Genomic DNA, 19,346 nt, shown 5'->3' with positions numbered 1-19,346 from the left:
GTGTTACTCACTCCGTCATTCGGCGCACTGCCTGCAGGGCTACAGACAGCGTCGCAAAGTCCATCGCCGGCAACGCGCGCATGTCGGCGACCGTTTGTCGCAAGTAATCGACAGCGGCCCGATGGCGACCGACCCAGCCCTCGAGCAATTCGGCGGGCGCGGCCTTGCCATCCTTGTTGGAGCGCTTCGACTCCGCCACGACTTGCAGGCACAGGACTCGCTGCAGGTTGTAGACGTTGTCCCGCAGGGTCGTGCGTGCCACGGCCTGCCAGTGACCTTCCACACCGAGCATTTCGACTTGCTCCCGGATCCAGTCCAGCGACAGCGCGGTGCCGACACCGAAGTAGAGCGCCGCGGTTCGATCCAAAGACAGGCCGCTCGCTTCAGAGATCTCGACCAGATCCGGCCCGGAGCGCAGCGCTGCCAGGCTGGCCATGCGCTTGGCCAGTTTGTCGGGCACGGACGCGGCTGTGTAGCGGGCGTGACGACTGTTAAATACCGAGAGGTCGTCGCCACTCAGCACCTTCGGCAGCAGCGCATCCAGCTCCTTCATGCCACTGCGGAAGCGCGACACCTGACGTTCGATGTCGAGCTGGCCACTCTGCCGATGAATCAACCAGTAGGTGCAGAAGCGCAGCAGCCGCGTGGTCTCGAACATCATTTCGTACTGAACGGCCGCCGCGATCCTGGTATCGAGCGCTTCGATGTCGGCCCACGTGTCGCGCATGGCAACGAACTCGCGAGCGATGGCATAGGCGCGGGCGACCGTGCTGGCGGTGGCGCCGGTATCTTCCTGAACCCGGCGAGCAAACGTCGGGCCCATGCGATTCACGATGCTGTTGGTGGTCGCGGTGGCGATGATTTCCCGGCGCAACCGATGCTCAGGCAGATACTTGTTGAACCGCTTCTGCATCAGGGCCGGGAAGTAACGTTCCAGCTCGTGGCCCAGGTACGGATCCTCGGGCACGTCGGAATCGATCAGCTTCGAGTACAGCGCCATCTTGGCGTAAGCCAGCAGAATGGCGAGCTCGGGCCGCGTCAGGCCCTTGCCGGCCTGATGGCGCTCGGTGATTTCTTCGCTGGCCGGCAGGTACTCCAGGCCGCGATCCAGCAGCCCCGACACTTCGAGTCGACGAATCGAATGCGCATGCTCCAGCAGATCCTTGCTGGCGCGGGCCTCGAGCATCGACAGCGCCTGGCTCTGCAAATAGTTGTCGCGCAGGACCAGGGCCGCGACCTCGTCGGTCATGTCGACCAACAATTCGTTACGTTTCTCGAGGGTGAGGCCGGCGCGCTTCGGCAGGTTGTTGAGCAGGATCTTGATGTTGACTTCATGATCCGAGCAATCGACGCCACCGGAGTTGTCGACGAAGTCGGTATTGATGCGACCGCCGGCCAGCGCGTATTCCACACGGCCGCGTTGTGACAAACCGAGGTTGCCGCCTTCGCCGATGACTTTGCAGCGCAGTTCGCGACCGTTGACGCGCAGGGCGTCGTTGGCGCGATCGCCGACGTCGATATGAGTTTCGTCGGTGGCTTTTACGTAAGTACCGATACCGCCGTTCCACAGCAGGTCGACCGGCATGCACAGAATCGCGCGGATCAGCTCGATCGGCGTGAACGAGTCGCGCTTGATGCCGAGCATGGCCTGCACTTGCGGCGACACTTTGATCGATTTGACATTGCGCGCGTAGATGCCGCCGCCCTTGGAGATCAACTTCTTGTTGTAGTCCTCCCAGGTGGAGCGCGGCAGATTGAACATGCGCTGACGCTCTTTATAAGAGGCGGCTGCGTCCGGCTCCGGATCCAGGAAGATGTGCTGATGGTTGAACGCCGCCAGCAGGCGGGTGTGCGGCGACTGGAGCATGCCGTTACCGAACACGTCACCGGCCATGTCGCCGATGCCGATCGCGGTGAAGTCCTGCGACTGGGTGTCGATGCCCATTTCGCGGAAGTGGCGCTTCACGCATTCCCAACCGCCGCGCGCGGTGATGCCCATCTTCTTATGGTCATAACCGGCCGACCCGCCCGAGGCGAACGCGTCGCCGAGCCAGAAGTTGTAATCGGCCGCCAGTCGGTTGGCGATATCGGAGAAGGTCGCCGTGCCCTTGTCGGCCGCGACCACCAGGTACGGATCGTCGCCATCGCGACGAACGACCTGGGTCGGCGGAATGATCTTGCCTTCGACGATGTTGTCGGTGATGTCGAGCAACGCCGAGATGAAGGTGCGATAGCACTCGACGCCTTCACGCTGCACGTCCTCGCGGCTGGCGCCGGCGGGCATGCGCTTGGGCACGAAGCCGCCTTTCGCACCAACCGGCACGATCAGCGTGTTCTTCACGTTCTGCGCCTTCATCAGGCCCAGCACTTCGGTACGGAAATCTTCGCGACGATCCGACCAGCGAATGCCGCCGCGGGCCACCTGGCCCATGCGCAGGTGAACGCCTTCGACGCGCGGCGAGTAAACGAAGATCTCGAACGCGGGGCGCGGTTGCGGGACTTCGGGGATGCTGCGTGAGTCGAGCTTGAACGACAGCCACTGCTTGGGCGCGCCGCTCGAGTCCGTCTGGAAGTAGTTCGTGCGCAGCGTGGCCTGAATGGCATGCGCAAAGCGACGCAGAATGCGGTCCTCGTCGAGGCTGCGCACCGAGTCGAGCAGATCGGACAGCTCCTGCTTCAAACGATCCACGTCGGCGCTGCGCTTGGCCGTCTTATGCGACGGATCGAACTGCGCTTCGAACAACTGCGACAGGATGGTCGCGATCTTCGAGTTCGAGGTCAGCACCTGCTCCATGTACGCCTGACTGAGGCTCGCGCCGGTTTGAATGGCGTAACGACAGTACGCGCGCAACACGCTGGCCTGGCGCCAGGTGAGATCGGTGACGACGATGAGCTGATTGAAGCCGTCGTTCTCGGCGCGGCCGGTCCACACCGCCGAGAAGGTCTCGGTGAAGCGCTCGCCCAGGGTCGCCGGATCGATCGTGCCGCCATCGCGACGCTGCATTTCGAAGTCCTGCAACCAGATCGGCCGGCCGCCGGGTACAGCGATGCGATACGGGCGCTCGCTGACGATCATGAAGCCCATGTTCTCCAGGATCGGCAACGCTTGCGACAGCGCGATCGGCGAGGCAGTCCGGAACAGGCGCAGATGAACTGTCTTGCCTTCGCCATTCGCCAGGCGCATGGCGATCTTGTCGGCGTCGGCGATGACTTCGTTGAGCTGACCGATGTCGTCGAGCGCGATGTCGGCAGTCGTGTCTTCTTCGTAGGCGGCCGGGAACGCGTTACGGAATTTCTCCGCTTGCAGGCGGCCATCCAGTTCGCCGTGCTTATCGATCAATGCATCGCGGAGCTTGTCGCTCCAGGTGCGCACGGTCTCGGCAATCAGCGTCTCCAGCTCTTCGGCATCGATGCGCGGGCCGCCGTCGGCCGGCAGACGAATGATCATGTGCACGCGGGCCAGCGCCGATTCGGACAGCTGGATCTGCGATTCGATGGCGGTGGCCTTGAGCTTGTCGTTGATCACCGCTTCCATCTTCTGGCGGACCTGCGTGTTGTAGCGGTCGCGCGGCACGAAGATCAGTGCGGAATAGAAACGACCGAACGTGTCCCGGCGCAGGAACACGCGCACGCGCTGACGCTCGTACAGATTGACGATGCCGCGGACGTTGCGGATCAGATCGTTGATGCTGGCCTGGAAGAGCTCGTCGCGCGGATACGTTTCCAGCACGTGCACGACTGCTTTGCCGTCATGGCTGGTCGGGTCGAGGCCGAAGTGACCGACCACGCGCTCGATCTTGTGACGGAGCACTGGAATCTCACGCGGGCTGCGGTTGTAAACCGCCGACGTGAACAAGCCGAGGAAACGTTTCTCGCCGGTGACGCGACCTTGCGAGTCGACCGTTTTCACGCCGACGTAGTCGAGATACGTCGAGCGATGCACAGTCGAGACGGAGTTTGCTTTGGTGATTTGCATCAGCTCGGGCTGACGGGCGTGCTCGCGGATCTCGCCGGTGAGCACGGTCGGCTCGGCGCGATAACCTTTGCGAGCGCGCAGAATGCCGAGGCCGGTTTCCGGCATGGGCACCAGCAGATCTTCGCTACGGCCCCGTTTCAGTTCGTACTGACGGTAGCCGAGGAAGGTGAAATGATTCGCGGCCATCCAGTCGAGCAGCGCTTTGGCTTCGCGCGCTTCGCTGGGCTGCACGCCGGGGTTCTCGCGCTCGATCTCGTTGGCGAGCTCGGTGGCGCGCTGGCGCATCTCGTTCCAGTCGCCGACGGCGAGGCGCACGTCTTCGAGCGTGCGTAACAGTTTCTGCTCAATCTCCTGCAGCCGCTCCGGCGCGCCGATGCGATCGATCTCGATGTGCTGCCACGACTCGTGCGTGAACTTCTTCCCGTCGCCGCTCTCGCCGAGTTGTTCGAGCTTACCGGCGCGGTCGCGACGGACCGGCAGCACGGGGTGGACCATCATATGAATCGTCAGGCCCGCCTGAGTCAGCACCATGCCGAGCGAGTCCACCAGGAACGGCATGTCCTCGGTAGTAACTTCCACGATGGTGTGCGTACTGCTCCAGCCATCGCGTGCTTCATCCGTATTGAATACGCGCACCAGCGGACGATTGGGCTTACGTACGATGGAGCTGCGCAGATGCGCGAGCGCCAACGCGGCGAGCACTTCGCTCTTGTATTCAGCGAGATCTTCTTCACCGACGCCGCGGTAGTACTGGCGGACGAACTCCTGCACATCCAGCGGATCGCCCCGCTTTTTCAAGGCACGGGCGGACTGTGCGATACGTTCGATCAGTTTTTGTCGAGCGGCGGGAATGGTCGTTGTCATGATGGCGCGAATGTATGGTGATGAACTACGACGGTGCATAGGGTAATAGACCGCCGTGGCGCCGGATGCACCAAAATGGAATAACAACTAGCGTTTGAGCTTCTCCGCAGTTAGCTCGGCAACTGCAGATCGGCGATGACCGCGGCCAGGAAACGCAAGGCTTCGCCACCGGTGACGCAGCGGTGGTCGAACGTCAATGACAACGGCAGACGAACGTGTATTTCCGCGGTTTTTTCGCCTGCGACCACGTCTCTTTGCAGCTTGCCCGCGGCCAGGATTGCAACGGTCGGCGGCACGACCAATGGCGTTGCATACCGTCCCGCGACCGTACCAAAGTTGGAAAGTGTGAACGTGTAGTCACGCATTTCTTCTGGCGTGATGGTACGCGTGCGCGTGCGTTGCTTGATGTCGTCCAGTTGGGTGCGCAACTGAGCGGCCGATTGTGAAGAGACATCGCGCAGTACCGGGACGATCAGGCCGTCGCTTGTATCCACCGCGATGGCCAGATGAACTTGTTCCATCAATTTGCGCGACGGGCCGGCGGGATCGAACAACGCGTTAAGTGCCGGTTCCGCCTTGACGCCGGCAACGATTGCTCGGACAAGTCGAATGCTGATGTCGCCGCGATCTTTCCAGACGTCGATGTCGGCGTCGTCGAAGATTGTGCACATTGCGATCTCATCGCGAGACAGCGACATGCTCTGAGCCATGGCTTTCCGCGGGCCACGCAGCTTGTCGGCGTCAGTGAGCCCGGGCACGGCGGGTGCCCGTTGTGACGACTTGCTGAGATTCGCTCGAGCAAGCACATCGTCGACGCTGACCAATCCATGCCGGCCGCTCGCCTGGCACGCGGACAACTCCACGTTCAACCGTTTGGCCAGCATGCGAACGGCTGGCGCCGCACGCACCCGTTCACGATCTCGATACGCACGGCGGCCGCGACCGACGATGGCGTGATCGACCAGCTCTTCGTTACGAGTGGCCATGTGGCCGACGACCATGCCCTGGCCCGACGCGGCATCCTGACCAGCGGCCTTGCCTTGATTCACCGATGCCGCGTGCCCGGCGGCGTTGCTTTGAGCATGCGAGGAGGCCGCGTTCGAAGTGGCGGCTTGCGACGGCAGATCGAACTCGACGAGCGGCTTGCCAGTTTGAACGGTATCGCCGGCTTTCGCATGCAAGCGAACGATGTTGCCTGAGTACGGGCTGGGCACATCGACAACGGCCTTGGCCGTTTCCACCGACAATAACGGTTGATCGACCTCGACGCGCTGGCCCTCTTTGACATGCCACGACACGATTTCCGCTTCGGGCAGGCCTTCGCCGAGGTCCGGGAGGTTGAAGGTAATGCTCATGATCTTCTTCCTAGCCGGCCAGGGTCGCTTTGGCAGCATCCATGATGCGCGTGACGCTGGGGATGTAATCGTTCTCGAGTCGGTACAGCGGCACGACGGTATCGAAGCCGGTGACGCGTTGAATCGGCGCCAGCAAATCATAAAGACCGTGCTCGGCGACAATGGCGGCGATCTCGGCGCCGACGCCACAGTTGCGCGCGGCCTCGTGCACGATCACCAGCCGGCCGGTCTTCGCCACAGAATCCAGAATGGTTTCCGAATCGATCGGGCTCACGGTCGCGAGATCGATCACTTCCGCGCTGATGCCTTGTGCCGCCAGTTGCTCGGCCGCTTGCAGCACGTCGGTCGCGATCGCGCCCCAGGTCACGATGGTCACGTCTTCGCCTTCGCGCAGGATGTAACAAACATCGAGCGGAGCCGCGACGCCGTCGTCCGCCACTTCCTGTTTGGCCAGTCGATAAATGCGCGTCGGCTCGAGGAACAGCACCGGATCCGGATCGCGGATCGATGCGAGCAACAAGCCATAGGCGCGAGCCGGCGAAGAAGGGCAGACCACGCGAATGCCGGGCACGTGCGCGATCATCGATTCAACCGATTCCGAATGATGTTCCGGCGCATGAATGCCGCCGCCGTGCGGCGTGCGAATGACCACCGGGCACGACAATCGCCCGCGCGTGCGATGACGCAGCCGGCTCATGTGATTGACGATCTGATCGATGGCCGGATATAGAAAGCCCATGAACTGAATCTCGGCGACCGGGCGCATGCCCTGGGCTGCCATGCCGACACACATGCCGGCGATCATGTTCTCCGCCAGCGGCGTGTCTTGCACGCGATCGGCGCCGAAGCGTTCGAACAGGCCCGAGGTGGCGCGAAATACGCCGCCGCTCTTGCCGACGTCCTCGCCGAGCACGACCACGCTGGGATCGTTCGCCAGCTCCCACGCCTGCGCCATCGCGATGGCTTCGACCATTGTGACTTTGGGCATGCGAGGACTTCAGTGAGAAGGCCGGCCCGTGCCGGCGTAACGACGCGCGAGTTCCTTCTGCTCCTCCAGGTACGGAGGCGGATTGGCGTACAGATGCTCGAACATCGCGTCGGTGGCTTGGCGCGGCGTGTTCAGATATTCCTGAACGGCGGCGTCGACCTCACGCGTGAATTGCGCCTTCATCGCCTGCTCGCGCGCTTCATCGAGCACGCCGCGGGATTCGAGGAGCTTGCGCAGCCGGATCATCGGCTCGGTTTTCCAGGCTTCGACGACTTCGGCTTCATCGCGATAGCGGCTCGCGTCGTCGGCGGTGGTGTGATCGCTCAAGCGATAGCTGAGGGCTTCCACGACGGTCGGGCCACCACCGTTGCGGGCTTTCTCCAATGCTTGCGACATGCAATCGCGGACCGCGATCACGTCGTTGCCATCGACCTGGACGCCCGGAATGCCGGCAGCAATGCCTTTCTGCGCCAGGGTTTCGCACGCCGTCTGCTCTTCGATGGGCACGGAGATCGCCCACTTGTTGTTGACCACGACGAACACGATCGGCAACTGACGTGCGCCGGCCAGGTTCATCGCTTCGTAGAAGGTGCCTTCGGAAGTGCCGCCGTCGCCGATATACGCAACGGCGCAACGAGGCTCTTTGCGAATCTTGAATGCCATGGCGGCGCCGGCGGCGTGCAGCGTCTGAGTCGCAATCGGCACGCACCAGGGGAAATCGTGGCGGGGCACGGCGAAGTTGTTACCGCGTTCGTCGCCGCCCCAGTACAGCAGCACTTCGGTCATGCTCACGCCGCGCCAGAACAGGGTGCCGATCTCGCGATAAACGATGGCCAGGCAGTCTTCGGGGCGCATCGCCGCGCCAACGCCGACATGGGCGGCTTCCTGACCCAGGCAAGGCGCATAGGTGCCGAGCTTGCCCGTGCGTTGCAGATTGATGGCCTTGGCGTCGAAGGTCCGGGCTCGCAGCATGGCCGCGAACATCTTCAACAACTCCTCGTTGTCGGCTGCGAACGCCGGCAGCTCATCGAGCGGACGACCCTGCGGGCTCAGCTGCCGCAGGTACTCGATCCGGAACTCCGCCACTGTTCTCACTCGTTGCCGCTCCTTCAGCTGCAAGACGCAGCTATGCAAGCGGCGCGAATTATAGCGACTCCTTCCTAAACGTCGCGACTTGCTTGCATGGACTTTGCCTGGTCCATCAGGCGCGTCAGCAGGTCATCGAGGATGCGCTGATCGTTGGGACTGAGTGCGCTCAGCAACTCGGCTTCGTAGCGCAAGGCCATCGGCGCGACCCGCGTGTAGACCGCCTGTCCAGCGGCGGACAGGCGGAGGATGGAGCGGCGCCGGTCGCCTTTGTCGAACGCGCGCAGGACTCGCTTCGAGTCGATCAGCCCTTGCAGCGCCCGGCTGACCGCAACTTTGTCCATGGCCGTGCGTTCAGCGACCTCGATGGCGGACAGTTCCGGAGACTGAGCCAGCACCGCCATCACCCGCCATTGCGGGATGCTCAGGCCGAACTCCCGCTCGTAGGCGCTGGCGATCACCATGCTGACCGTGTTGGTCAGCACCGACAGCCGGTAGGGAATGAAACGATCGAGCTGCAACGAGGCGCCTTCCGGCGCCGGCTCGGCAACTTTTTCTTTAGTCCCGTTCATGGCTTGCGAGTAGGGCCCTTGACGACGCGTGGCGATATAGTTTCAATTGTAACCATTAGTTCCGGACCCGAGGAATGAGTATGAGCAGCGCCGCCCACGACAGTCACAACCCGCTCGGCACCGACGGCTTCGAGTTCGTCGAATACACCGCCGAAGATCCCGAGTTGTTGCGGACCTTGTTCGAGCGGCTCGGCTTTCCGGCCACCGCCCGTCATCGCAGCAAGAATGTCACGTTGCACCGGCAGGGCGACATCAATTTCATCATCAACGCCGAGCCGGACAGCTTCGGTCAGCGTTTCGCGCGCGAGCACGGGCCGTCGGCCTGCGCCATGGCGTTCCGGGTGAAGGACGCGGCGTACGCGTTCAAGCGTTGTGTCGAGCTCGGTGCCAAGCCGGTCGAGACGCGCGTCGGCCCGATGGAGCTGAACATTCCGGCCATCGAAGGCATCGGCGGCAGTCTGATCTATCTGGTCGACCGCTATGGCGAGCAAACGATTTATGACGTCGACTTCGTGCCGGTGAAAGGCGCGACTTTGAGCCGCACGGCCGGGCTGACCTATATCGATCATCTGACGCACAACGTGGCTCGCGGCAACATGGACAAGTGGGCCGGCTTCTACGAGAAGCTGTTCAACTTCCGCGAGATCCGTTACTTCGATATCGAAGGCAAGAAGACCGGCCTGTTCAGCCGCGCCATGACCAGCCCTTGCGGCAAGATCCGCATCCCGATCAACGAGTCCCAGGACGACAAGTCGCAAATCGAAGAGTACCTGCGCGAGTACAAGGGCGAAGGCATTCAGCACATCGCGCTCGGCACCGCGGACATCGTGCGCACGGTCGACGTGTTGCGCGAGCAGGGCGTGGCGTTCCAGGACACGCCGGACACTTATTACGAAGGTGTCGACGCGCGCGTCGAGGGCCATCGCGAGAATCTGGAAGAGTTGCGCAAGCGTCGCATTTTGCTCGACGGCAACCCGGCCAAGAACGAAGGCCTGCTGTTGCAGATCTTCACCCAGAACGTGATCGGCCCGATCTTTTTCGAGATCATCCAGCGCAAGGGCAACGACGGCTTCGGCGAAGGCAACTTCAAGGCCTTGTTCGAATCCATCGAACTCGACCAGATGCGTCGCGGTGTGATTTAAACGAGGTGTGCCATGAAACGGCCCATCACTCCCTCTCACGTCGCAGGCACGGCCTCGCGGCAGGCGCATGCCGACCTGCCGCAGGGGACGTTCGAGCGCGAGATCAGTAAGGAAGGCTTCTTCGGCCCGGCCGCGTTCTTTCATCATCGTCATCCGCCGACCGGCTGGGTGGAGTTCGAAGGACCGCTGCGTCCGCATGCGTTCGATCTGAACAAGCTGGATTGCGAGCAAACATCGCCGTGGCAAGCGGCGGAGATTCTGCGCAACGCGAACGTTCGAGTGCGGGTGTGGAATGCCGACAAGTCGATGGATCATCTGGCGCGCAATGCAGATGGCGACGAACTGATCTTCGTGCATCGGGGCACGGGTGAGTTTCATTGTGACTACGGACATCTGACGATCGCAGCCGGCGACTACGTCGTGATCCCTCGCGGCACAATGTGGCGTATCGAGCTGAAGGAGCCGATGTTCGCGCTGTTGATCGAAGCGACCAACTCGAGCTACTCGCTGCCGGACAAAGGCCTGTTGGGCAACCACGCCATCTTCGATCCGGCGATGCTGGATGTGCCGCAGATGGACGCAGCGTTCCTGGCTCAGCAGAGCGACGATCGTAGCTGGCAGGTGCGCGTCAAACGTAACAATGCGATTTCGAAGGTGACTTACCCCTTCAATCCGCTGGATGCGACCGGCTGGCATGGCGATCTGTCGGTCGTGCGCATCAACGTGAAAGACATCCGGCCGGTGATGAGTCATCGCTATCACTTACCGCCATCGGCGCACACCACGTTCGTCGGCAATCGGTTCGTGATCTGCACGTTCGTGCCGCGGCCGTTCGAAACCGATGCCGGTGCGTTGAAGGTGCCGTTCTTCCACAACAACGACGACTACGACGAGGTGTTGTTCTATCACGCGGGCGATTTCTTCTCGCGCGACAACATCAAGCCGGGAATGATGACGTTGCATCCTTGCGGCTTCACGCACGGCCCACATCCGAAGGCGCTGAAGAACATGCTGGTGCAGTCGAAGCCGGCGACGGATGAGTACGCAGTGATGATCGATACGCGCGATGCGCTGGAGATCACCGAGTCCGCGAGCGCGGTCGAATGGGCCGGCTATGTCGATAGCTGGAAGCAGAAGTAACGCAGCCGCGTCGGTGCGCTCGATCTGAAGCTGGATCTGAAATGAAGTTAGCTACACTGAAAAATGCTGCTCGCGACGGGCAGTTGGTCGTCGTCAGCCGCGATCTGAGCAAAGCGGTCGCGGTCGGCCACATCGCGCCGACGATGCAGGCCGCGCTCGATGACTGGTCGAACGTATCGCCGAAGTTGGCCGAGGTCGCAGCGGCCCTGGAGAAGGGCGAGGTGAAAGACTCGTTCGCCTTCGATCCGTCGCGTGCGATGGCGCCGCTGCCTCGTGCCTATCATTGGGTGGACGGGTCCGCTTACGTCAATCACGTCGAACTGGTGCGCAAGGCGCGCGGCGCGGAGATGCCGGCCAGTTTCTGGACCGATCCGCTGGTGTATCAAGGTGGCTCGGATGATTTCCTGGGTGCCCGCGACGACGTGCCGGTGCCGAGCGAGGAATTCGGCATCGACCTGGAAGGCGAGGTCGCTGTGATCACCGACGACGTGCCGATGGGCACGAAGCGCGACGCTGCGTTCGATCGCATCAAGCTGGTGATGCTGGTGAACGACTGGTCGTTGCGTAATCTGATTCCGAACGAGCTGGCCAAGGGCTTCGGGTTCTATCAATCCAAGCCGGCCACCGCGTTTTCACCGGTGGCGGTCACTCCGGATGAGCTGGGCACGGCCTGGTCGGACGCGAAGATTCATCTGCCGCTGGTCGTGCATGTGAACGGCAAACCTTTCGGTCAGCCGAACTGCGGTGTCGATATGACTTTCGACTTCGCGCGCCTGATCGAGCACATCGTCAAGACGCGCAATGCCCGCGCCGGTACCGTGCTCGGCTCGGGGACCATTTCCAATTACGACCGTTCGCTGGGATCGGCGTGCATCGCCGAGCGTCGCACGCTGGAACAGATCGAGCAGGGCAAGCCGGTCACGTCGTTCATGAAGTTCGGCGACTCGGTGCGCATCGAGATGTTCGACAGCGACGGTCGCAGCATCTTCGGCGCGATCGATCAGAAGGTCGTGCGCGCGGGCTAGGTTCTCTGCTTCTTTGACTGCTTCGGTGGCGGCGGATCGATCTCTTGTAACAATCCGACGCCACCCAGCCCGCGCATCTGCCCAAGAATCCATAGCTGCCGCGAGCGGACGTAGACCGAGGGCGTGCGAACCTTCATGCGCTTCGGATTCGGCAGCACGGCTGCCAGCAGCGCGGCGTCCGGGGCACTGAGTCGCGCCGCCGGCTTCCTGAAAAACACTTCGGACGCGGCGCCCACACCGAACACGCCAGTGCCGAACTCCGCGATGTTCACATACACCTCGAGAATGCGCTTCTTCGGCCACAGCGTCTCGATCAGCACGGTGAAGTAGGCTTCCAGGCCTTTGCGGATCCAGCTCTGCCCGGGCCAGAGAAACAGATTCTTCGCGACCTGTTGTGACAGCGTGCTGGCGCCGCGCACCCGGCGGCCGCGCTCGCGATCCTCCAGCGCGTCATTGATGGAATCGAAATCGAAGCCGTGGTGCTCCGGAAACTTCTGATCCTCCGACGCAATCACTGCCACCTTGATGTGGGGCGAGATCTGCTCCCAATCCACCCATCGGTACCGCACCGGGCCGGACTCCCGCAGCATGAAAGCCGTGGTCGGCGGGTCCACCCATCTCAGTAGAAGTACGGGGCCGAGGCTCAGCAAAAGTAGCAAGGCCAGCAGCCCGAGGAGGAAACGAAACATTCGTGCCATGCGGCGATTCAGTGGAATTTTTGCGGATGACGAAACGGACGTGGATCACGAAAGCAGCGCAAGCGCCGGGTAAGTGTGATCCAGTCGCTGTTTGATTGCACATAATCGTCTACCATCCCCGCCCAAAATCCGGGTTTGGCTATTTCCCCGCAGATAAGGAACTTACGGAGAGCTTGGGACATGATCAATAAAACGCGCTTGCTGGCTGGTCTGGCGCTGAGCTGTGTGCTGTCGGCGCCGTCGGCGTTCGCCGAAGAGTATCGCGGATTCTATTTCGGCGTCTGGGGTGGCAGCGGCGACATGGATTTCGGCTCCAAGGCCGATGCGGACGAAGTGGTCGCCGACCTGCTCGCCGAGGAGTTTCCGCTGATCGGACTTCCCGGCACCAGCCTGTCCGGCACCATCCTGGGCTCCGACCTGGATGACACCATGACCCCGTGGGGCGCGCAGGTGGGCTTCCGGTTCAATAAGTGGGTGGCGGCCGAAGTGGGTTACGTCGACCTGGGCGAATTGCTCTACACCATGAGCGGCTCGATCTCGGGCACCTATGTCTACCCCTGTCCGTGCGACGGCTCGACCGCAATCACGCGTTCGTTGAATGGCGGCTTCGAGCGCTCGCTGCAGGTGACCAGCGCCGGCATCACGGCCGCGGCGTTGGGCATGTTGCCGCTCGGCCAGCATTTCGATCTGCACGTGCGCGGCGGCGTGTATTACGCCGATACCCGCGTCACCAACCGCTTGCGTTACATCGACCGGGTCGATCAGAGCGATGTTTTCAATCTGCTCCACCGCCGTGTGGATGCCAGCCAGACCGAATTGTTCGGCGGTGTGGGCGCGGCCTGGAACATCAATCAGAGCTTCACGCTGCGCGTCGAATATCAGCGCTTCTTCGATGTCGGCGACGACGAGAAGAACGGCGAGAGCGATATCGACGTCATCAACGTGTCGGTGTTGTTCAAATAAAACTCGGGATCGCGCATCCTGCGACGACCCTCGTGGCGAGGCGGCAAAAGGCGTGACTTTTGCCGCTCGCCCGCCGCCTGCGGCGTCGGGGTACATCCCTGTACCCGGGCAGGTACTCGAAAACTAAATTTTGTTTGTCAGGCTTTCGGTTCGATGCGCTTGACCGACTCGATGATGATCGGCTCGACCGGCACGTCCTGATGGCCGCCCCGGCTGCCGGTCTTCACGCCGACGATGGCATCGACCACGTCCATGCCTGAATCGATGCGACCGAACACGGCATAGCCGTAGTTGCTGGCGCCCTTGTGGTCCAGGAAGTCGTTGTCGACGACATTGATGAAGAACTGCGAGGTCGCGCTGTTGATGTCGTTGGTGCGGGCCATCGACAACGTGCCGCGCTTGTTCTTCAAGCCATTGGTGGCTTCATTCTTGATCGGCTCGTGACCTTTCTTGTTCTTCAGGTCTTCGGTCAGGCCGCCGCCCTGAACCATGAAGTTCGGGATCACGCGATGAAAAATGGTGCCGTCGAAAAAGCCTTCGTCGGCATAGCGATAAAAGTTCTCCACCGTGATCGGCGCCTGCTTGTCGAACAGCTGGACGGTGAAGGTGCCTTTGGTGGTCTTGAATTCGAGCATGGGAATGATCCTCTAGGTGGCTCTGGCCACGGTCCTCATCGAGGGCCGGGCCACTGGCCTTCGGTGACGCGTTCGTGGCCGGCCAGATCGGCGTGCGAGGTTACGTGAACGAAGCCTTGACGCACAAGCCGCTGACGGACCCCCTCCGCCTGCTTCCAGCCGTGCTCCAGCACCAGCCAGCCTTCAGCTTCCAGGTGTGTCGGCGCTTCGCGGATGATGGTGTCGATGGCTTCGAAACCGGTCCGCCCCGAGATCAGCGCCATGACCGGCTCGAACTTACGCACGTCGGGGGCGAGGTCGGGATCGTCCTGCGCGATGTAGGGGGGATTGGACGCGATCGCATGGAATTTCTGCCCGGCCACGGGCGCAAACCAGCTGCCGTGTAATAACGAGACGTTGGTCAGCTGGAGTCGCCCGATATTACGACTGGCCAGCTCCAGCGCATCCTTCGACGCATCGATGGCGGTGACTTGCGCCTGCCGCAGTTCAGACGCGAGGGCGAGCGCAATTGCGCCACTTCCGGTGCCCAGGTCGGCAACTCGGACCGGGTCTTCCTTATTTATATGGGTCAAGGTGCGCTCGACGACCAATTCGGTCTCCGGTCGCGGAATCAGCACCGCCGGGCTCACTTCCAGCAGCAGCGACCAGAACTCCTGTTGCTGGCGGATGTATGCAACCGGTTCGCCCAGCGAGCGACGCTTGACCAGCTGCTGAAACGACCAGCCGGCGTTGGCAGGCAGCTCGCGCTCCGGATTGGCGCGGAAATTGGTCCGTGACAGCCCGGTCACATACTCCAGCAGCAACTCGGCATCGAGTCGCGCGGATGGCGAGGACCGCGACAACAACATCGTTGCGGTATGCAGAGCATCGGATACGGTTTGCGAGGATTTGACGGCGGGCATGAATGACGCTGGACTAACACACTTGGATTGCTGACGGAGTCTTCCATGCACGTTTACCAGAACGCGATCGAGATGATTGGCCGCACTCCCATGTTGCGGCTGCATCGGCTCGATACGGGGCCCTGCGAGCTGTACCTGAAGCTCGAGTACATGAATCCGGGCGGCTCCATCAAGGATCGCATCGGCCTGTCCATGATCGAGGAGGCCGAGCGCCGGGGCGATCTGAAGCCCGGCGGCGTCATCGTCGAAGCTACTGCCGGCAATACCGGCCTGGGCCTCGCGCTGGTCGCCGCGCAAAAGGGCTACCGGCTCATTCTGGTGTTACCGGACAAAATGAGCCAGGAAAAAATCTTCAACCTGCGCGCCCTCGGCGCCGAAGTGGTGTTGACGCGCTCGGATGTGGGCAAGGGCCATCCCGAGTATTACCAGGACCTGGGCGCGGCCATCGCCAAACGCCAGGGCGCGTATTTCATCAATCAGTTCGCCAATCCCGACAATCCCAAGGCGCACGAATTCACCACCGCGCCGGAAATCTGGGAGCAGATGGAGCAGAAGCTGGACGCCGTGGTTATCGGTGTGGGCTCGAGCGGCACGATCGCCGGCCTCGCGGCGTTCTTCAAGAAACATGCGCCGCATGTGGAGCTGGTGCTGGCCGATCCGGTCGGCTCCATTCTCGCGGAGTTCATCACCACCGGGAAAATGACTCAGAAGACCGGCTGGCTGGTCGAAGGCATCGGCGAAGATTTCATTCCCGAGATCGCCGACTTTTCCATGACCAAGCGTGCGTACAGCATCTCGGACGGCGAGTCGTTCTCGGTCGCGCGCGAGTTGCTACAGAAAGAAGGCGTGCTCGCCGGCTCTTCGACCGGCACGTTGCTCGCTTCAGCTTTGCGCTATTGCCGTGAGCAGAAAACACCGAAGCGCGTCGTGACGTTGGCGTGCGATACGGGCGCGCGTTATTTGTCGAAGCTGTACAACGATTTCTGGATGGAGGATCAGGGCTTCATCCAGCGCGAGACCTACGGCGACTTGCGCGACTTGATCGGCCGCCCGCACGGCGAGCGAGCCACGATCACGGTCGGGCCGAACGACGTGCTCACTACGGCACACAATCGTCTACGCAACGCGGGCTTCTCGCAGTTGCCGGTGATGGATGGAGAGAGACTCATCGGCGTCGTTACTGAAGATGACATCCTGCGATTTGCCTTCGGCCATCCGGAACGTTTCAACGAGCCGGTCAATAAGGCAATGACCAGCACGTTCCTGCGCGTCGACAAGAGTCAGACGCTCAATAACCTGGTGGCCATGCTCGAGGTGCGCTCGTCGGCCGCCGTGATGGATGGCGAAAAGTTTCTCGGCCTGGTGACGCGCTCTGACGTGCTCAACTACCTCCGCCGGCAGGTGAAGTGATGCAATCCTTGCTGGGCGACTTGCGTCGCCAGCCGGCAACTGAATTTTCAGTGGGCCGGCGCTGCGGCCGGCCCGGCCAACTGGAACTCTCTCGCCGCCGGCGCGCAGCGCCGGTCGAGCTAACCAGGACAAACCCGCCGCCGGTGCGAAGCGCCGGCTGGCGAAAGCATTCGGCTAAGTTATAAACGGTACCCATCATGACTGATTCCGCTTCGTTGCGTTTCGGCACTCGCTGCATCCATGCCGGTCAGGCTCCCGATCCGAGCACGGGTGCGGTGATGCCGCCGATCTACGCCACCTCCACCTATGCTCAGAGCAGCCCCGGCGTCCACAAGGGGTACGACTACTCTCGCACCTCGAATCCCACTCGCAACGCCTGGGAGAAATGCATCGCCGATCTCGAAGGCGGCGTGCGCGGGTTCGCGTTCGCGTCGGGCATGGCGGCGACCAGCACGCTGCTGGAATTGCTCGATGCCGGAAGTCACATCGTGGCGATGGACGACCTGTACGGCGGCACGTTCCGCCTGTTCGAGCGGGTGCGTAAACGTTCGGCGGGACTCGATATCACCTTCGCGGATCTGACCAGCCAAAAGGCCTTGGAAGCCGCGGTGCGCCCGACGACCAAAATGATCTGGATCGAAACGCCGACCAATCCGACCCTGCGCCTGGTCGATATCGCGCAGGTCGCCGAGTTCGCGCGCAAGCGAAACATTCTCACCGTCGTCGACAACACGTTCGCGAGCCCGTGGGTGCAGCGGCCGATCGAGCTCGGCGCCGACATCACCATGCATTCGGCCACCAAATATTTGAACGGCCACTCCGACATGATCGGCGGTGTCGCGGTCACTGGAAACAATGAGCTCGCGGAGAAGATCGGGTTCCTGCAGAACGCGGTCGGCGCAGTCAGCGGACCGTTCGATAGCTTCCTCGCGTTGCGCGGGTTGAAAACACTGGCGTTGCGCATGCGTCAGTCGAGCGAGAGCGCGTTACGAATCGCTGGCTGGCTGGAGAAACATTCGCGCGTCGCGAAGGTGTTGTATCCGGGGCTCGCCAGCCATCCGCAGCATCAGCTGGCCAAGCGTCAGATGCAGAATGGCTTCAGCGGCATCGTCACGTTCTTCGTGAAGGGCGGCCTGGGCGAGGCCAAACATTTCCTCGAGCGCTGCCGGATCTTCACCATCGCGGAAAGCCTGGGCGGCGTGGAAAGTCTGGTCGACCATCCCGGCCTGATGACCCACGCGTCGATTCCGCCTGAAAAGCGCCGCGAGCTCGGCATCGACGACTCGTTGATCCGGCTGTCGGTGGGGATCGAAGACGTCGAAGACCTGCTCGCGGATCTGGAGCAGGCGCTCGCCGTTTAAGAGCCTTCTGTGTCCTCGCCGCCTTCGACGGGCGGCGGGGGCGCGGTGGGACTGATTCGTCCCGCCTTACGAAGCGCGTCGCGCAGGACGTACTCGATCTGCGCATTCACACTGCGCAGCTCGTCCGCCGCCCAGCGTTGCACGGCGTCGAGTACATCGCTGCTGATACGCAGCGGATAAGCTTTTTTCTCCGCCAACGGATTCAGCCGCTATACAAAGTGCCGGTGTTGACCACAGGCTGCGTGCCGCGCTCACCGCACAACACCACCAACAGATTCGACACCATCGCCGCCTTACGCTCTTCGTCGAGGTGGACCACATCTTTCTTCGCCAGCTGTTCGAGCGCCATGTGCACCATGGTCACTGCGCCTTCGACGATGCGCGTACGAGCAGCGATGATTGCAGCCGCCTGCTGACGTTGGAGCATGGCCTGCGCGATCTCGGGCGCGTAGGCGAGATGGCTGACACGAGCTTCGATCACCGTCAGTCCCGCTTGCGCCAGCCGATCCTGGATTTCATTGCGAAGGTGCTCGTTGATTTCGGTGGCGTGCGAACGAAGCGCGATCTTGTGCTCCTCGTGCAGATCGTAGGGATACGAGGTCGCCATCTGGCGCAGCGCCGCCTCGCTCTGAACCTGCACGAAGTTTTCGTAATCGTCCACGTTGAACACGGCCTCGGCGGCATCGTGCACCTGCCAGACCACCACCGCCGCGATCTCGATGGGCGAGCCTTCCAGATCGTTGACCTTCAACTTGCTGGACTCGAAGTTGCGCACACGCAGAGTCACAGTCTTCTTGCTGTAGAACGGGTTGGCCCAGCGCAGCCCGCTGGTGCGCTCCGAGCCGACGTACTTGCCAAAGAACTGCATCACCGCGGCCTGGTTCGGCTGGACGATGAAGAAACCCATGCCGCAGAAAGCCACCAGCGCTCCGGCGACGATGGGCGGTACGGGCGAGACGAAGGCCATCACGGAGTGCCACAGCCACCAGCCGCAAAGCGCCATCAATACCAGCAGGATCAACACCATGGGCACGCCGGGCAGGGTCAATACTTGTCGTTCTTTCATGGCCTTCTCCTGATTTTTCAGGCCGACCCTATCATGGATAGATATCAGAGTGATATCACTTTCCGGTGGCGGCCCTCCGGACACGGCTAAGCCCCTGGTTTTGCGAAAGGGATATTTGCCATTGGCTCGGGCCACCGCGATGATCTGCGCCGCCGATGCGCCA

The 19,346-nt window shown here is 62.0% G+C and carries 16 protein-coding genes; 6 read left to right on the top strand and 10 right to left on the bottom strand.

Going from position 1 to position 19,346, the window contains the following annotated elements:
* Positions 1–7: 7 nt before the first annotated feature.
* The 5 genes from ACFPN2_RS08930 to ACFPN2_RS08910 form a co-directional block, all read right to left on the bottom strand.
* A complete protein-coding gene (locus tag ACFPN2_RS08930; protein WP_380596263.1) occupies positions 8–4,840 on the bottom strand; it encodes an NAD-glutamate dehydrogenase in 4,833 nt (1,610 codons plus the stop codon).
* Between the two features lie 110 nt (positions 4,841–4,950).
* Entirely contained in the window at positions 4,951–6,195 is a 1,245-nt protein-coding gene (locus ACFPN2_RS08925) for a dihydrolipoamide acetyltransferase family protein (RefSeq protein ID WP_380596262.1), read from the bottom strand.
* 10 nt (positions 6,196–6,205) lie between these two features.
* Positions 6,206–7,183, bottom strand: a complete 978-nt coding sequence (locus ACFPN2_RS08920; protein WP_380596261.1) for an alpha-ketoacid dehydrogenase subunit beta — start codon at positions 7,181–7,183, stop codon at positions 6,206–6,208.
* A 9-nt stretch (positions 7,184–7,192) separates the two neighbouring features.
* Positions 7,193–8,278, bottom strand: coding sequence for a pyruvate dehydrogenase (acetyl-transferring) E1 component subunit alpha (gene pdhA / locus ACFPN2_RS08915; RefSeq protein WP_380596260.1), 1,086 nt, complete (start codon positions 8,276–8,278; stop codon positions 7,193–7,195).
* A 65-nt stretch (positions 8,279–8,343) separates the two neighbouring features.
* A complete protein-coding gene (locus ACFPN2_RS08910) occupies positions 8,344–8,841 on the bottom strand; it encodes a MarR family winged helix-turn-helix transcriptional regulator (protein WP_380596259.1) in 498 nt (165 codons plus the stop codon).
* 80 nt (positions 8,842–8,921) lie between these two features.
* Here ACFPN2_RS08910 and hppD point away from each other — a divergent pair, with 80 nt between their 5' ends.
* The 3 genes from hppD to ACFPN2_RS08895 are packed head-to-tail and all read left to right on the top strand — an operon-like array spanning position 8,922 to position 12,148.
* The gene (gene hppD / locus ACFPN2_RS08905; RefSeq protein ID WP_380596258.1) at positions 8,922–9,983 is read left to right on the top strand and encodes a 4-hydroxyphenylpyruvate dioxygenase; all 1,062 of its coding nucleotides are present in this window, start codon (positions 8,922–8,924) and stop codon (positions 9,981–9,983) included.
* 12 nt (positions 9,984–9,995) lie between these two features.
* Positions 9,996–11,123: a homogentisate 1,2-dioxygenase gene (locus ACFPN2_RS08900; RefSeq protein ID WP_380596257.1), complete on the top strand. Its 1,128-nt coding sequence runs from the start codon at positions 9,996–9,998 to the stop codon at positions 11,121–11,123.
* 41 nt (positions 11,124–11,164) lie between these two features.
* Positions 11,165–12,148 (top strand): fumarylacetoacetate hydrolase family protein, encoded by a 984-nt coding sequence (locus ACFPN2_RS08895; protein WP_380596256.1) that lies wholly within the window; start codon positions 11,165–11,167, stop codon positions 12,146–12,148.
* Here ACFPN2_RS08895 and mtgA read toward each other — a convergent pair.
* The gene (gene mtgA, locus ACFPN2_RS08890; protein WP_380596255.1) at positions 12,145–12,846 is read right to left on the bottom strand and encodes a monofunctional biosynthetic peptidoglycan transglycosylase; all 702 of its coding nucleotides are present in this window, start codon (positions 12,844–12,846) and stop codon (positions 12,145–12,147) included. The two genes, ACFPN2_RS08895 and mtgA, sit on opposite strands and share 4 nt — an antisense overlap.
* Before the next feature lie 180 nt (positions 12,847–13,026).
* On the opposite strand from mtgA, the gene ACFPN2_RS08885 reads away from it, so the two are divergent.
* Positions 13,027–13,809: an outer membrane beta-barrel protein gene (locus tag ACFPN2_RS08885; protein WP_380596254.1), complete on the top strand. Its 783-nt coding sequence runs from the start codon at positions 13,027–13,029 to the stop codon at positions 13,807–13,809.
* Between the two features lie 137 nt (positions 13,810–13,946).
* Here the strand turns inward: ACFPN2_RS08885 and ACFPN2_RS08880 are convergent, their stop codons facing one another.
* Both ACFPN2_RS08880 and prmC read right to left on the bottom strand, forming a co-directional pair.
* Positions 13,947–14,444 carry a peptidylprolyl isomerase gene (locus ACFPN2_RS08880; RefSeq protein ID WP_380596253.1) on the bottom strand — a complete coding sequence of 166 codons (498 nt, stop codon included), beginning with the start codon at positions 14,442–14,444 and terminating at the stop codon, positions 13,947–13,949.
* 35 nt (positions 14,445–14,479) lie between these two features.
* Positions 14,480–15,346: a peptide chain release factor N(5)-glutamine methyltransferase gene (prmC, locus tag ACFPN2_RS08875; protein WP_380596252.1), complete on the bottom strand. Its 867-nt coding sequence runs from the start codon at positions 15,344–15,346 to the stop codon at positions 14,480–14,482.
* Positions 15,347–15,391: 45 nt separating this feature from the next.
* Between prmC and ACFPN2_RS08870 the strand changes: the two genes are divergently transcribed.
* Positions 15,392–16,756, top strand: coding sequence for a pyridoxal-phosphate dependent enzyme (locus tag ACFPN2_RS08870; RefSeq protein WP_380596251.1), 1,365 nt, complete (start codon positions 15,392–15,394; stop codon positions 16,754–16,756).
* A 197-nt stretch (positions 16,757–16,953) separates the two neighbouring features.
* The gene (locus ACFPN2_RS08865) at positions 16,954–18,117 is read left to right on the top strand and encodes a trans-sulfuration enzyme family protein (RefSeq protein ID WP_380596250.1); all 1,164 of its coding nucleotides are present in this window, start codon (positions 16,954–16,956) and stop codon (positions 18,115–18,117) included.
* Here the strand turns inward: ACFPN2_RS08865 and ACFPN2_RS08860 are convergent.
* Positions 18,114–18,314, bottom strand: coding sequence for a type II toxin-antitoxin system antitoxin (locus ACFPN2_RS08860; RefSeq protein ID WP_380596249.1), 201 nt, complete (start codon positions 18,312–18,314; stop codon positions 18,114–18,116). The two genes, ACFPN2_RS08865 and ACFPN2_RS08860, sit on opposite strands and share 4 nt — an antisense overlap.
* Before the next feature lie 5 nt (positions 18,315–18,319).
* Positions 18,320–19,183: an SPFH domain-containing protein gene (locus ACFPN2_RS08855; protein ID WP_380596248.1), complete on the bottom strand. Its 864-nt coding sequence runs from the start codon at positions 19,181–19,183 to the stop codon at positions 18,320–18,322.
* Positions 19,184–19,346: the final 163 nt, after the last annotated feature.

Source organism: Steroidobacter flavus (genome assembly GCF_042651805.1).
In the GTDB taxonomy this organism is placed as follows: domain Bacteria; phylum Pseudomonadota; class Gammaproteobacteria; order Steroidobacterales; family Steroidobacteraceae; genus Steroidobacter; species Steroidobacter flavus.
This window is presented reverse-complemented; position numbering and strand designations above follow the sequence as displayed.